The following is a 15,324-nucleotide window of genomic DNA, read 5'->3' on the forward strand; positions in this document are numbered from 1 at the left end:
TCAAGGCTCTTCGCCGTCTTCTTGAATCCGCAGGACCTCGTCGCGCACGGCGGCGGGTTCGATTCCCACCGCCTCCACTCTTCAAGGCATCAGGTACGGGTGTGCCCGGGAGATGTTCAGGATCTCCAGCATGAAGGGCTTGGAGGCTTCGGGAGGGGCATCCACCGGGCTGTATACGGGGACCTCCTCCCGGTGGAAGATCTCCGTCGTAAGGCCAGCCGCATTGGCGGTCGCCTCGAGAAGGCGCAGGTCTCCGATGGTGCTGCTGAAGCCCGCGGTGAGCCGGCCGCCCGGCCTCAGCTGCTCCAGCCCCTCGAGCATGTAGCGCTTCACGGTCTCGTAGTTGGGGTCAGTGATCGAGCGCTCCAGGAGACCCAACTCGGGGGGAGAAGCGTGCAAGAAGGGCACGTTCCAGAAGATGAGGTCGAACTTCTCGCCGGGGCGCAGGGCGCTGAAGAGATCCCCCTGGCGGGCGTCGGCGCGAGCCTCGACACCGTGCTTCACGAAATTGGCGCGTGTGTTGTCGACAGCGTCCTGATTGATGTCGATCGCCACCACCCGTTCGGCCCCCGCGAGCGCCGCCGCGACGGCAATCACCCCGATCCCCGGCCCGATCTCCAGGAAGTGCATTCCCCGCCGGAATGGCAACGCGCGTGCGAAGTTCTCGGCGGCCGGCAGGTACTTGGGAGAGAACACATTGCGGAACACCAGGAAGGGCATCCCCAATTGCTGAATCTCATGAGGAAACGTCTCGGCCTGGCTCCGCTGGAGCACACCGGTGACGACCTCGAGCATCTCGCTGCCTGACGTTTCCATGTTCCCCCCAGCTCATGGCACTTTGACACCCCTCCCACTGCGTTCGTTCACCAGGTCCAGGAGGTTGTCGGTTGCCGGACGCCCTGGGCGCTCGCCCACACCGCTGCGCTCACGGCAGGAGCTGCTCGCTGATAAGCGAGAGGCACCCCACAGGAGGTACGGCCATGGCATTGAAGAGCAAATCGAAGATCTTCACGCACCTCTGGTACGCAAAGGAGGCGGAGGAAGCCGCGAGGTTCTACGCCTCCATCTTCCCGGACTCGCACGTCGACCAGGTGACGCCAATGCTCAGTGATTCGCCGAGCGGGCCGCCAGGCTCCGTCAAGGTCGTGGACTTCACGCTCCTGGGCCAGCGCTTCCAGGCGATCAGCGCGGGACCCCACCACGAGTTCAATGACGCCATCTCGATCGTCGTGCAGTGCGACGATCAGGCGGAGCTGGACCGCTACTGGAATGCCCTTCTCGAGGGAGGCGGCAAGGCGCAGGCCTGCGGCTGGCTCATCGACCGGTTCGGTCTGCGCTGGCAGATCGTCCCCGCGAGCCTGGACGAGATGATGCGCGGCAAGGACCCGGCCCGGTCGAAGAGGGTCTCCGACGCGCTCATGAAGATGGTCAAGCTCGACATCGCGGCGCTCGAGAAGGCCTACCGCGCGTGAGCCCGTGCCCGAATGTCGTCGAGCCCACGCCGCTCTGAATGCGCGTGCTCGCCCCCGGGCCGGCTTGTTATGGTCCCGGCCATGCCTCAGCTCATCGTCACCGCGGTCGGTCCCGATCGTCCTGGCCTCGTCGCAGATCTCACCCAGCACGTGTATGACGTCGGCGCCAGCCTCGCCGACAGCCGCATGGTCAATCTGCGCGGCCACTTCGCCCTGCTGGCCCTCATCGAGGGCTCCCCCGAGTCGCTCGCCTCGCTCCGGCGCAAGCTCGAGAGCGACGGCACCCGGATGGGGCTCCGCCTCGAGATGTATGAGGCGGACACCGCCCCCTCCCGTGCCCCCGGCAGCGTTCCCTACCGGCTCAAGGTCTACAGCAACGATCAGCCTGGCATCACCGCCCGCGTGACCGCGCTCCTCCGCCAGCACTCCGTCAATGTCGAGGAGATGGAGACACGGATCGAGTCGGCGCCCTTCGCGGGGACGCCGCTCTTCGTGCTCGAGGGCGTCATCACCCTTCCGCCAGGCACGAGCGTCCGCAAGATGCGTGAGGAGCTGGCCACGCTCGGCGAGAAGATCGGCTGCGACATCGATCTCGACACCATCTGAATCACCGCCCTCCACGGCGATCTCCAGTGCCGCCGGGACGCAGCGCCCGATTCCCACCGCGGCGGCACCCGCGAAGGCACCCGTGTCGAGGGCATGAAAGCGCCGCTCCGCCAGGGGCTCCGCCCGCTTCTACCTCGAATCTGGTTTCGCCTCGTTTTCCGTGATATCGAGTGTAGAATAGACACACTGTCCGTGACACCCGACACATGAGGGAGGTCAACCCCCGCGGAGCAGCCGCGGCGGCCACGGCGGGCGGAGCCCGGCCTGGACCTCGTGCCGCGGGGGGGAATGTCTGGACAAGCGTGGGAGCGGAACACCATGAGCTCTGCGGGAACATCCGGGTGGTACCTTCGAACGGCTTCATTTCTTCTGCTGAATGTGCTCGCGTTCATCCCGGGCACCTCCGCCGCCAACGCGCAGGCTGGCACTAACGGCAACGGGGTGAACACCTTCTACGGTGGCTACCAGGAGCACATCGCGCTCGAGGTGCCGCGATTCCAGGGCATCGAGCCGAAGCTGAGCCTGGACTACAACTCCTCGAGCGGAAACGGCTTCGTGGGAGTGGGCTGGCGTCTGCAAGGGTTCAGCACGCTCGAGCGCATGAGCCCGGGAAAGGGAGCCCCCACCTACGGCGGCTCCGATCTCTACTTCCTCGATGGTCAGGAGTTGCTCCCGTGCGCCGCGGGGAGCACGAGCCCGAGCTGCACCACGGGTGGCACGCATTCGGCGAAGATCGAGAACTACCTCCGGATCAAATACGACGGGGCGAGCAACCGCTGGGAGCTCACGCAGAAGGATGGCACCCGGGCCACGTTCGACGCGCTCTACACGACCGCGGGTGGCACGTTGCGCTGGGGCCTGTCGCGCGTCACCGATACGAAGGGGAACACCGTCACGTATGGGTGGTGGTGTGACGGGAGCCCGCACCTGGACTGCTACCCGTCGAGCGTGGCGTACAATGGAACGACGCTGACCCTGCACCGCGAGCTCCGGCCGGATGTCGTCACGTTCGCGAATGGGAGAAGCCTCGGCCGGACGAGCTACCGGCTGAAGACGCTCGACGTGCAGGTGTCGGGCTCGCGGGTGCGTGCCTACAAGCTGGCGTACACGACGAGCGGGGGCACGTCCCGGTCCATGCTGGCGAGCGTTCAGCAGTTCGGCAGGGATGCCAGCGTCGACGCGGCGGGGACGGTGACCAGCGGCACGGCCCTGCCGGCCATGAGCTACGGCTACACCGCCAGCGCGCTGGCCTTCACCGCCTACAACGATCCCATCGCGACCGCCGCCATCAACGGCTCCGGGGGGGAGCTGCACGTGGGCGACTACAACGGCGACGGCAGGAGTGACGCCTACGTCTACTGGCCCTCCTCGGGCACCAACCGCCTCTTCCTGAGCAACGGCAGCGGCACCTTCACCGCCTACAACGATCCCATCGCGACCGCCGCCATCAACGGCTCCGGGGGGCAGCTGCACGTGGGCGACTACAACGGCGATGGCAGGAGCGACGCCTACGTCTACTGGCCCTCCTCGGGCACCAACCGCCTCTTCCTGAGCAACGGCAACGGCACCTTCACCGCCTACAACGATCCCATCGCGACCGCCGCCCTCAACGGCTCCGATTCGCACACCCTCTACGTGGGCGACTACAACGGCGACGGCAGGAGCGACGTCTACGCCTACTGGCCCACCTCGGGCACCAACCGCCTCTTCCTGAGCAACGGCAACGGCACCTTCACCTCCTCCTTCGACCCCATCGCGACCGCCGCCCTCAACGGCTCCGATTCGCACACCCTGTACGTAGGCGACTACAACGGCGATGGCAGGAGTGACGCCTACGTCTACTGGCCCTCCTCGGGCACCAACCGCCTCTTCCTGAGCAACGGCAACGGCACCTTCACCTCCTCCTTCGACCCCATCGCGGCCGCCGCCCTCAACGGCTCCGATTCGCACACCCTCCACGTGGGCGACTACAACGGCGACGGCAGGAGCGACGTCTACGTCTACTGGCCCTCCTCGGGCACCAACCGCCTCTTCCTCGGCGCTGGCGCCACACCGGACCTGCTCGCGTCCGTGTCCAACGGGCTCGGCGGGACGACGACGGTGTCGTACGGGCCGTCATCGTCCTGGGCGAATACCTACCTGCCGGTCAGCACCGTCCTGTACGCGGTGACCGCGGTCACGACGTCGGATGGACGGGGGAGCTCGGCGACCACGCGCTACCAATACACGGGGGGGCTCTGGTCGGCGGCGGAGCGGCGGTTCCTCGGCTACCGGAAGGTGACGTCGGTGCTGGATGCGGCGGGCAACTACACCGAGACGTACTACCACCAGCACGTCGGCTGCATCAGCAAGCCCGAGGTGACGTACCACCGCGACGCCGCGGGCAACCTCTACAAGTACTCGACGTTCGGCTACTCGGAGAACACCGCGCCGCCCTACACGTCGCTGATGACGCAGCGCTGGGAGTACGAGTGCAACCAGTCCGCCTCGTGCCGCAGGACGCTGCTGCAGGTGGGCTACGACGAGTACGGAAACGGCTATCTGACGTACGAGCACGGGGACTACGACGTGGCGGGGGACGAGCGCACGTCCCTGCGAGGCGTGTATCCGAACAAGTCGGCCTACCTCGTGGGCCTGCCAGCGTACGAGAACATCTACGCGGGCATCGGCACCTCGGGGACACTGCTGAAGCAGACGCTCAACGAGTATGACGGGAATGGGACGTACGCGGCGGCACCGACGGTGGGCCAGCTGACGCGGCAGCGGGCCTGGAACAACCAGACCGGGGGCTACATCCTCCGGGGCTTCGGATACGACGCGTGGGGCAACCGGACGTCGGAGACGGACGAGCGGGGCGCCCTCACCACGCACGAGTACGACAGCACCTACCACCTCTACGAGACGCGGCGGTGCAACGCGCTCGGGCAGTGCTCGACGAAGACGTGGGATGGCGTGCTGGGCCTGGTGAAGAGCGAAACGGACATCAATGGCAACCTCACCACCTCCACCCACGATGCCCTGGGCCGGCCACTCCAGACGCGCCTGCCGGACGGCAGCACCAAGAGCTTCTCCTACCTGGACTGGGGCAACCCCCAGTTGCAACGCATCCGCCAGACGTTCTCCGACGGCTCGGCGGACGGCCTGTGGACGGACGTGTACGAGGATGGGCTGGGGCGCCGCTACAAGACGGTGAAGAAGGGCGGCCTCGTCCAGGAGACGCTCTACAACGACGGCTCCACCCGGGTGTGGAAGAAGTCCTCCTGGTACGGCCCCGGGGAGACGCCCCAATACCAGGTGTTCGCCTTCGACGGGCTGGGCCGGCTGCGCACCGTCACCAACCCGGACGGCACCCGGGGCCAGCGCGTCTACGGCAATGGCTCCGTCACCAGCTACGACGAGCTCGGCCAGGAGCGGGTGACCTGGTTCGACGCCTCCGGGCAGATGACGCAGGTGCGCGAGAAGAATGGCTCCGCCTACCAGTACACCACCTACCAGTATGATCTGCTCGGCAACCTCACCCGGGCCACGGACGCGGCGGGCAACGTCAGCACCACCACCTGGGACTCGCTCGGGCGCAAGCTCACGGGGTGCGACCCCGACACGGGCTGCAGCAGCTACACGTACGACGCGAGCGGCCACCTCCTCACGCGGCGCGACGCGAAGGGACAGACCACGGCGTACACGTACGATGCCCTGGGGCGCGTGTTGACGAAGACGCTGGCGGACGGCAGGACGTCGCAGTGGACCTACGACGAGGCCGGCCATGGAGCGGGCCTGGGTGCGATGACCTCGCGGGTGTTCCCGTCGGGCAGCGAGTCACTCAGCTACGACTTCGCGGGGCGGATGACGTCCACCACGAAGTGCGTGAGCGGGTACTGCTACACGCTCCAGTACGGGTATGACGTGGCGGGCCGGCTGGCCGCGGTGACGTACCCGGATGGGGAGCGGGTGACGTATGGGTACGATGCCGCCGGGCGGATGGCCAGTGTGAGCGGCTACGTCCAGGGCTTCAGCTACAACGGCCGGGGCCAACTGGTGTCGGCCACGTATGCCAATGGGACGACGTCCCGTTTCACCTACTCGGACGCGCGGCAGTGGATGAGCGGGGCGAGTGTGACGGGGCCGGCCGGAACGCTCTACCAGGCCAGCTACGGCTACGACGCGGGCGGGCGCGTGACGTCGATGTCCTCCGCCAGCAACCCCCTCTCCAACCTCTCGTTCACCTATGACGGCCTGAACCGGCTCACCGGCACCTCGGGGGCCCAGGCCCAGGCCTTCACCTACGACGCGCTGGGCAACATCACCTGGAGCTCGCAGCTCGGCAGCCATGCCTACGCGGATGGCCTGCACCGGCACGCCGTCACGTCCGCGGGAGGCGCCACCTACCGTTACGACACCAATGGCAACCTCCTGGCCGGCGATGGCCGCACCCTCGAGTGGGACAGCGATGACCGGCTGGCCAAGGTCACCACCGCGAGCGGTGCCACCACCTTCGCCTACGACGCGGACGGCCAGCGGGTGGTGAAGTCCGGCCCCTCCGGCATCACGCGCTACTTCGGACCGCTGCTCGAGCTGGGGCCCAACGGCCTGACCCGCTCCTACTACGCGGGCCCGCTCCTGGTGGCCCGGCGCGACGCCTCGGGCGCCTACTGGTACCACCAGGACCACCTGGGCTCCGTCCGCGCCATCACCCACCAGGCGGGCAACAAGGTGGCCAGCTACGACTACGCCCCCTTCGGCGCCGTGGTGGCCGCCTCGGCCTCCGTCTCCAATCCCCTCGGTTACGGCGGGCATGTCACCGACGAGACGGGCCTCGTCTACATGAACGCGCGGTATTACGACCCGAAGCTGGGGCGCTTCATCTCGCCGGACAGCGTCGTGCCCTCCACCCTCAACCCGCAAGCGCTCAACCGCTACGCCTACGTCTACAACAACCCCATCTCCAACACCGACCCCACCGGCCACGTCCCCGTGGTGGCCGCCATCGCCACCGCCGTCAGCGTGGGCATGGCCACCGGCTTCGCCGGCACCGCCTTCGCCATCTCCGTCATCGGCGCGGCCACCATGACGGCCGGCTACTTCCTCGGAGATCCGGTGCTGATGAGCATTGGCGGCATCCTGCTGGGCGCCGCATCCGCGTACACCTTCGGGGCTGGCTTCCTGGGCAATGCCCAGACAGCACAGGCCGCCTGGGCAGGGGGCGCCACCTCCGCCCTCACCTCCCCCATCAGCCCCCTGGATTCCAGGCTGAAACAAGCCATTGGCTGGGCCTACACCGCCCAGAGCCTGTTCCACGAGTTCAAACACCTCGATGAGAACATCCAGAAGGGCGCCGACAAGCTGAGCGAACGCTTCGACAACGAGGAGCTGGCGCAGATCCGGGAGATGAAGGCGGAGAAGCTCAACGCCTTGTCGGAGCAGGACAAGGCATTGCTCAACGACTCCTCGAGTTGGAAGCCGTGGCAGAAGCAGTACGGGGAGATGGTGGAGCGCGTCACCGGAGGAGCCATCTCCGCGGGCGAGGCGATTGCCCTCAACAGCACGGGAGGCCTGGTGGGCCCCGGCGGTGGGCTGGCGACACAGGTGCTGGACACGTTGACGGGGTGGATCCCCGGAGTGAGGGCACACTCCGTGCTGCACGACACCGCGGGATTCCTCCGCACCAGCTTCGATGCCGGCCCTGGCTACCTGTATGTGACCGCGGACTTCTTCAACATGTCCGCGAAGAACCCGCTCGCCGGCCAGGTGGAGGGGTTGACCGGGACCGGTGGGCACTCCGTGAGCGCCCTCTTCCCCCGCCTCTTCTGAAGACAGACACCCGCGCCCCCTGAAAACCGAGGCCGGATGCCCCACCACTCCGCGGGCGTCCGGCCTCTGTGTTTTCAGGCCCGGCGCCTCCCTGCCCGGCCCCAACCGGGCGCCCCTGCTACACGGACACCCATTCCCCCACCAGGAGAAAAATCCAACAACACTCTATGTAAAATCCACTACTCCTGTTATATTCTGGATAACAGGAAATATCGAACCAATCCGCTTGGGAGTCACACATGAAGAGGATGCACGAGAAGCAATGGGCAGCCCTGCTGGGAGCCGCTGCGCTGGCACTCGTAGGGGGCTGTGAGCCGACGGAGCCACGGCCGGTGGAAGCGGCCCCGGCGACTCCCGCGGGAGACCTCCAGGCCGAGAGCCTCCACCCCGAGCGCCGGGGAATTGGCGCCCTGCCACTGGCGGGCCCCACCGGCCCCTCGGCGCTGGCCGTCGCGGTGGATCCGCGGCGCTCGCTGGTGGTGACGGACCAGGTCATCCTCGGCAGGTTCCCGTTCCTGGACGTGATGAACCAGCTCATCGCCACCAGCGGCGTGCCCAAGACACCGTTGGATCTGTTCCGCCAGTGGTGGGACACGGCGCGGCTGGGGCCGGGGCTCGGCATGGGGCCCAACTGCAACAGCCCGGGCGTGGCCAACATGAATGGCTTCCCGTACGCCTGCCCCCGCGCAGAGGGAAACCAGGCCCTGGTGGATCCGTTCGTCTCGCCCGCCACCAACCCGGACTCCTACATCCCCGTGGGCCTGTTCAACCGCTTTGATCTGGCGCCCGCCGACGGTGCCAACTGCGGCGAGTACCGGGTCGTCTTCGCGAAGCGCTCGGGCATCACCAACCCGGGCAACCGCAACCTCGTCATCTTCGAGGCGGTGCTGCCCAACCCCACCCCCGCCCTGGGCCTCGAGGGCTGCCGGCCGGTGGCCGACTTCTGGGCCAACCTCACGACGGATCCCCTCGCCACCTCACGGGCGAACAGGCTGCGGGACTTCTATTTCGTGGGCCTGCCGGGCTTCATGCCCGTGCTCCACATCGACAACCTGGGCAACCGGCCACCGGGCACCACCGGCCAGGTGCGCACCAACCAGTTCATGTCTCCCAACTGGCTGCTGCGCGAGTTCAAGATCCAGAAGCCGTGCTTCGGCACGAGCACGAGCGGGACCAGCTGCACGCTCCAGTTCATCCCGGTGACGGTGAAGACCAACCCGGGCGGCACGCTCTTCAACGCGGGCTCGGCGCACCCGCTGGCCGGCTCCTTCCAGAACGTGGACTTCCCCGGGCAGGTGTCCAACCTGGCCATCAACGACATCAACCTCTTCTCCATGGCCTTCGCGGACAACGTCAACAGCGGCCAGAGCGACGCGCAGAGCCCCCTGGAGAACCACTACGTGAACCAGGCGGCGGGGAACGCCGCGCTGATGAACAACATCCAGCTCAAGCTGAACGCCATCCCCAGCACGCTCACACCGCCCCAGATCGTGGCACGCTCCATGGCGCTCTCGTGCGCGGGCTGCCACCAGCTCAGCAATGGGGCGAACCTGGGAGGCGGAATCACCTGGCCGGGCTCGCTGGGCTTCGTCCACGTCTCCGAGCAGACCGATCCGGGGCCGGATGGGCCGCGCCACCGCATCTCCCCGGCGCTCAACACCACCTTCATCCCCCACCGCAAGGCCGTGTTCGAGACGTTCCTCAACTCCGCGTGCGGCGACAGCGTGTGTGATGCCTGGGAGACGCCCGCCTCCTGCAGCGCGGACTGCTAGGGATTCGCGTGGGGTGCTCGCGAGGGGGGCCGTCAGAGCCCAGCCCCCCTCGTGAGGCCCCGCTTCACACGCGCTCGAAGTCCCGCACCACCCCGACGCCCGCCACCCTGGGCGCGATGAGCTCCGGCTTGTTCTTCGTGAGGCCCAGGCGGGTGGTGGGGTACCAGGCCGCCAGCGACGGAGCGGGGAACACGCCGAGCTGCTGCAGCAGCGACAGCATGTCCGGCATGTCCCAGAACTCGGCGATCTTCCCGTGCTCCAGCCGGTAGTGCGGATGGGACACGACGGTGATCTTCCGCCCGGTCGCCGGGATGCCGATGAAGTCACCGGTGTGCACCGCGTTGATGCTGATGCGCGACGCGATGATGTTGCCCTGGAAGACGAAGCCGTCGATGGTGTAGCGCATCGACGAGAAGGCCGCCAACCACCCCTTGATGACGGCCTTCATCCCCTTCAGGCCCGGCTCCATTCCGGGGATGGCCGGGTGCGGCACGATGTCCTCGGTGAAGAAGCGCCCGAGCTCCTCCACGCGGCCCGCCTCGTAGATGGTGGTCACGTAATTCTGGTAGAACTTGCGTGCGGTCGTAGCGTCCATGTTTCCCCCCTCAGGTGTGGTGCTGCGTGTTGCCGCAGTGGCTCATCGGCCCCTGCATGCTCAGCGTTGTGCCACGGACGCCGTGACCGCGCTGTGAACCATCTCGCAGCCAACGTATGAACTCCTTCACACTCCAGGAGCGAGAAGCCGGGTGCCGCGCTCGCCCCCTGGAGCGAGCTCACGGAGCGGCCGTGAGCGGACGGGTGAGCTCCTCCTTGATGGCGTCACGCATCTGCTTGCGAATGCCATACAAGCCCGAGTTGGGGAACGGCCCACCGCTCCGGGTCTCCTCCTCGAGGGTGGGGTAGAACGGATCGGCACGAAGCCGGGGCGCCTTGTAGACGTCGAGCGCGGCGGGCAGGAGGTACCGGGGCACGCGCGTCCCCTCCGGCGCATCCTCGCTCATCAGGATCCACTCGAAGGTGCTCGCCTGGCTCATGTACTGCACGAACGCGAGCGCCGCCTCCTCACACTCGCCGGTGCAGCGCACGCCCAGGAAGTAGGAGTCCGTGAACAGGATGGGGTGGCTCCCCTCGGCCAGCGGAGCGGAGGAGATCTGGATGGCGGAAGGGCTCTCTCCCGCCGGGAGGCTCTTGAGGATGACGTGCAACCGCTCGGAGTACCCGGCGGTGGCATCGGCCTTGTTCTCGGCGAACAGCTTCGCGGGCAGGTCGGCGTTCTCCTCGAGGTCATACGTCCCGTCGAGACAGGGATTGCTTCCGGAAGCCTCGCAGGTGCTGGCGAAGGCTCGCAGGGACTGGAGCACCTCGGAATCGTAGCTCGAGGTGGTCACGGCGGACCGGACTCCCTCCAGGCCATGGGCGTCTACCCAGGCATCCAGATAGAGCGAGGGAAGGTTCCAACTCCCGAGCATGTTGAAGGCCATGTCGGGAACGGCCGTGTGCCGGGCTTCCAGGGCCTGGACCAGCGCGCTCGTCGTCCGAGCCTGACGCACGGACTCATCGCGCGACATGACGAAGTGCCCACAGAGCCAGTGCGGGACACCGTAGACGGCGTTCTGCTCCGCGTGGGTGGAGGCCTGGATTCCCGACGAATGCCACTCGATGTTCTTCGGCAATTGCGGCCAGGGACGCACGGCGCCCTCGGCGACCAGCTCACCCAGGATCGCCGTATCCGTCTCGATGACATCGTAGCCGCATTCACCCTCCCCCTTCAGGGAGCGAGCGATCTGCGCCGGCTCATAGAAATCATCCGTGAAGCAGGAGGGATTGAGCACGAGATCGACGTCCGGGTTCGCTCGCTCGAACTCCGTCTCGATCCGCGCGGCCATGGCGCTGAGCTTGTCGCCCGCCGCATCGGGGATGTACGGATAGAGCGGAACCCGGAGGACCGTCTTCGGGGGAGGCGTGCAGCCCACAATCAGAGACAGGGCGATACCGCGAATCAAAGACACTCGATTGATTGTATGGAGAGGCATGGTCGCGCGGACCTTACCTCACGGGCGCTCCATTTGGCCGTCTGGAGCCAGTAGGATGGGTGCCCGAGGAGCGTTTCCCCCATGCATCCGGATTTCGAGGTCGAGTTGCGGGCGGCCCTGGCCGAGGGCCTTGTCTCCGAGCAGGAGATGGACTCCCTGAGAGAGGAGGCCCGGCGCCTGGAGCGCAGTCCCCTGGCCCTGCTGCGCGAGCGGGGCCGGCTGTCCGAGGGGACGCTCATCTCGATGATGGCGCAGGTCCGGGCCGCCACCCCCCAGGTGGCCGCCGCTCGGGACGCGAGCGCCCCCGAGGTCCCGGTCTTCCCCGTCAGCGGCTGGGAGCGCTACCAGTGCGTGCGCTTCCTCGGCGAGGGCGGAATGGGGCGCGTGTTCCTCGCACATGATCCGCGGCTGAACCGCAACGTGGCCTTGAAGTTCGTCCGGGGGGATGAGCCCGGGCTCACCCAGCGCTTCCTCTCCGAGGCCCGGGCCCAGGCCCGGGTGAACCACGAGCGGGTGTGCAAGGTCTACGAGGTGGGCGAGGTCCAGGGGCGCGTCTACATCGCCATGCAGTTCATCGAGGGGCGGACGTTGAACGCGCTCGCCCGCGAGCTGTCCGCCGAGCAGAAGGTGCTGGTGCTCCGCGAGGCCGCCGAGGGCGTGAACGAGGCGCACCGCGTGGGCCTCATCCACCGCGACCTCAAGCCCTCCAACATCATGGTGGAGCGCGCGGAGGACGGGACGCTGCGCCCCTATGTGATGGACTTCGGTCTGGCGCGGGACTGGAACGATGGCGCCACCGTCACCGGCGCGGTGATGGGCACGCCCCAGTACATGTCGCCCGAGCAGGCCCGCGGCGAGGTCTCCAGCCTGGATCGCCGGGCGGACGTCTACAGCCTGGGCGCCACCCTCTACAGTGTGTTGACGGGCCACCCTCCCATTCCCGGCGGCAACGGGCTGGAGGTGCTCAAGAACGTCCTCGAGGTGGAGCCACGCCCTCCCCGCGCGGTGGATCCGAACATCCCCGCCGACCTCGAGGCCATCACGCTCAAGTGTCTGGAGAAGGAGCGCTCGGCCCGGTACGACTCGGCGCGCGCCCTGGCCGAGGAGCTCGACCGGTTCCTCTCGGGCGAGCCCGTCCAGGCCCGCTCCAACGGGGCCTGGTACCGCCTGCGCAAGAAGCTGCGCAAGCACCGGCTCGTGGCGTCCGTGGCCACGCTGGCGGCCGTGCTCGTGCTCCTGGCCCTGGGTCAGGTGGCACTGGCCCGCCGTGAGACCGCCGTGCGCGAGCGTCTGGCCCGGCGGTTCACCGAGTCCGTGGAACGCATCGAGGCGCTGGCACGCTACTCGGACCTCTCCCACCTGCACGACACGCGCGAGGATCAGCGCGTCATCCGCGCGCGCATGGCGGCACTCGAGGCGGAGATCCACGAGGCGGGCGAGCAGGCCCTGGGGCCCGGTCACTATGCGCTGGGGCGTGGCCATCTCGCGCTCGGAGACGAGGCCAGGGCCCTCGAGTCGCTCGAAGCCGCCTGGAAGCATGGCTTCCGCGAGCCCCGGGTGGCCTACGCGCTCGCCCTCGTGACGGGACACCAGTACCAGGAGCAGCTGCTGGAGGCCGAGCGCCTCCGCGACCCCGAGCGGCGGGAGGCTCGCAAGCGGGAGATCGAGCGCCGCTACCGGGAGCCAGCACTGGCCTGGCTCCGCCAGAGTGAAGGGGCCGAGGTTCCCTCCACCGCGTACGTGGCGGCGCTGCTCGCCTTCTACGAGAACCGGTGGGACGAGGCCCTCTCCCAGTTGGACGCCATCGGCACCGGGCTCTCCTGGTTCCATGAGGCACCCCGGTTGCGCGGAGACATCCTCCAGGCCCGCGCCATGCGGCAGTGGAACCAGGGCGAGCACGCGGGCGCGCTGGCGGACTTCGAGGCGGGCCGAAAGGCCTACGCCGAGGCAGCCGCGATCGGCGAGAGCGTGGCCTCCATCCACACGGCCCAGGGAGAGCTGGAGTACGGCGCGCTCGTCCTGGAGCTGTATGGCAAGGGCGATGTCACGCCCCGCTACACCCAGGCCCTCCAGGCCGTCTCCCGCGCGCTCACGGCCATGCCCGAGCATCCGGACGCGCTCGTGCTGGAGTCCCGCCTCCACCGGCGGCTCGCCGAGCATCAACGCAACCTGGGCGATTACTCCGAGACACTGCCGGAGAAGGCCGTGGCCGCCGCGCGCAGGGCGCTGGAGCTCGCCCCCTCGAGCTCCAAGGCCCGGCTGGAGTTGGGACAGGCCTGGTGGATCTGGGGCTATACCCGCCAGAGTCACTCGCTGGATCCGCGCGAGCAACTGCGCAAGGCCGTGGAGAGCTTCGAGGGCATCGCCCCGGAGGAGCGGGACCAGGACTTCCTCCTCAACCTGGGCATGGTCTACAAGACGTGGGCCGACTACGAGGATCAGGTCGGCGCGGATCCGCTGCCCGCCTACGGCAAGTCGATCGAGTCCTATCTCGCCGCCATCCAGCGCGACGCCCAGGTGCCCGAAGAGTGGATCAACCTGGGCATCGGGTACTACACCCGCGCCCGGCATCCCCGGGCCCCGGCTCCGGACGCGGACCTCACCGAGGCCGTGGCGGCACTGGACAAGGCCCGGAGCCTCAACCCCGGTCACGTGGTGCCCTACTTCTACGCGGGGCTGGCACACGCGCTCGTGGCCCAACGGCTGCGCGGCTCGGGGGGTGATCCCGGCCCCTCACTGGAACGCTCCGCGGAGATGTTCCGCGAGGGCATCAAGCTCGGCCCCGGCATTCCCCAGCTCCACAACGGGCTGGCCCTGACGCTGCTCCAGCAGGCCCAGGCCCGCTGGGACCGCGGGGAGGATCCGTTCCCCGCGCTGGACCAGGCCCGGGCGGCCTGCGAGCAGTCCGTGGCCCTCGCGCCGAAGGGGGGCTACGGGCACATCAACCTCGGGGAGGTGCTCGCCCATCGGGCCCTGTACCAGCGCGCCCGGGGGGAAGACCCTGGCCCGAGCGTCCGCGCGGCCGACGAGGCCCTGCGGCAGGCGCTCCAGTGGCTTCCGGAGGACGCGGGAGCCATGGCCAACCGCGGCATGGTCCATGCCATCCTGGCCACGTTCGAGCTGGATCACGGGAAGGATCCCCGCCCCAGCAGCGCACGGGCCGAGGCGGCACTGCGGCAGGCCCTCGCGCACAATCCGGCCCAGGCCGAGGCCTGGTACTCCCTGGGTGAGGCGCTGGGGGCCCGGGCGCTCTCCCCCGGCGGGCGCCCCCAGGACTCCGAGGAGGCGCTCCAGGCGTTCCAGAAGGGGCTCGAGCTGGCTCCGGAGCGGCAGGACTTCCGCATCGGCCTCGGGCATTTCCTCCGCCGCTGGTCCACCCACGTGATGCGGGCCGGGCAGGACCCGGGCCCCTCGCTTCAACGAGGGCTGGAGCTGGCCCAGCAGCTCCTCGCGGTCCGTCCCGGATGGCCGGACGCCCGGCTCCTGCGGGGCAGTCTGTTGGCGCTCAAGCAGGAGTGGCGCGGACGGGCCCGGGAGGATCTCTCCCTCGCGCTCTCCGCCAACCCGGGCTTTCAGCGGGAGTGGGCCAGCGCCCTCCAGCGCCTCCAGTCCAGCGGACCCTAGCGGACGTTT

The 15,324-nt window shown here is 68.2% G+C and carries 8 protein-coding genes; 5 read left to right on the top strand and 3 right to left on the bottom strand.

Going from position 1 to position 15,324, the window contains the following annotated elements; all coding sequences use genetic code 11:
* Positions 1-81: 81 nt before the first annotated feature.
* A complete protein-coding gene (locus AC16DP_RS43100) occupies positions 82-720 on the bottom strand; it encodes a methyltransferase (RefSeq protein WP_483957059.1) in 639 nt (212 codons plus the stop codon).
* A gap of 260 nt (positions 721-980) precedes the next feature.
* Between AC16DP_RS43100 and AC16DP_RS43105 the strand changes: the two genes are divergently transcribed.
* From AC16DP_RS43105 to AC16DP_RS43120, 4 genes are all read left to right on the top strand, one after another.
* The gene (locus tag AC16DP_RS43105; protein WP_329730384.1) at positions 981-1,472 is read left to right on the top strand and encodes a VOC family protein; all 492 of its coding nucleotides are present in this window, start codon (positions 981-983) and stop codon (positions 1,470-1,472) included.
* 81 nt (positions 1,473-1,553) lie between these two features.
* Entirely contained in the window at positions 1,554-2,078 is a 525-nt protein-coding gene (locus tag AC16DP_RS43110) for a glycine cleavage system transcriptional repressor (protein WP_329730383.1), read from the top strand.
* Between the two features lie 378 nt (positions 2,079-2,456).
* Positions 2,457-7,886 (top strand): FG-GAP-like repeat-containing protein, encoded by a 5,430-nt coding sequence (locus tag AC16DP_RS43115; RefSeq protein ID WP_483957060.1) that lies wholly within the window; start codon positions 2,457-2,459, stop codon positions 7,884-7,886.
* Between the two features lie 239 nt (positions 7,887-8,125).
* A complete protein-coding gene (locus AC16DP_RS43120) occupies positions 8,126-9,658 on the top strand; it encodes a hypothetical protein (RefSeq protein ID WP_329730381.1) in 1,533 nt (510 codons plus the stop codon).
* A 64-nt stretch (positions 9,659-9,722) separates the two neighbouring features.
* On the opposite strand, the gene AC16DP_RS43125 is transcribed toward AC16DP_RS43120, so the two are convergent.
* Together AC16DP_RS43125 and AC16DP_RS43130 are read right to left on the bottom strand one after the other, a co-directional pair.
* On the bottom strand, positions 9,723-10,253 hold the full coding sequence (locus tag AC16DP_RS43125) for an ester cyclase (protein WP_329730380.1): 531 nt from the start codon (positions 10,251-10,253) through the stop codon (positions 9,723-9,725).
* 178 nt (positions 10,254-10,431) lie between these two features.
* Entirely contained in the window at positions 10,432-11,661 is a 1,230-nt protein-coding gene (locus AC16DP_RS43130) for a type 2 periplasmic-binding domain-containing protein (protein ID WP_329730379.1), read from the bottom strand.
* 111 nt (positions 11,662-11,772) lie between these two features.
* Between AC16DP_RS43130 and AC16DP_RS43135 the strand changes: the two genes are divergently transcribed.
* Positions 11,773-15,315: a protein kinase domain-containing protein gene (locus AC16DP_RS43135; RefSeq protein ID WP_329730378.1), complete on the top strand. Its 3,543-nt coding sequence runs from the start codon at positions 11,773-11,775 to the stop codon at positions 15,313-15,315.
* Positions 15,316-15,324: the final 9 nt, after the last annotated feature.

Source organism: Archangium sp. (assembly GCF_057119385.1).

What these genes read in the sequence shown, in the direction of transcription:
- AC16DP_RS43100 (WP_483957059.1), bottom strand. Translation starts at nt 720, where the DNA reads ATGCCCTTCCTGGTGTTCCGCAATGTGTTCTCTCCCAAGTACCTGCCG.
- AC16DP_RS43105 (WP_329730384.1), top strand. Translation starts at nt 981, where the DNA reads ATGGCATTGAAGAGCAAATCGAAGATCTTCACGCACCTCTGGTACGCA.
- AC16DP_RS43110 (WP_329730383.1), top strand. Translation starts at nt 1,554, where the DNA reads ATGCCTCAGCTCATCGTCACCGCGGTCGGTCCCGATCGTCCTGGCCTC.
- AC16DP_RS43120 (WP_329730381.1), top strand. Translation starts at nt 8,126, where the DNA reads ATGAAGAGGATGCACGAGAAGCAATGGGCAGCCCTGCTGGGAGCCGCT.
- AC16DP_RS43125 (WP_329730380.1), bottom strand. Translation starts at nt 10,253, where the DNA reads ATGGACGCTACGACCGCACGCAAGTTCTACCAGAATTACGTGACCACC.
- AC16DP_RS43135 (WP_329730378.1), top strand. Translation starts at nt 11,773, where the DNA reads ATGCATCCGGATTTCGAGGTCGAGTTGCGGGCGGCCCTGGCCGAGGGC.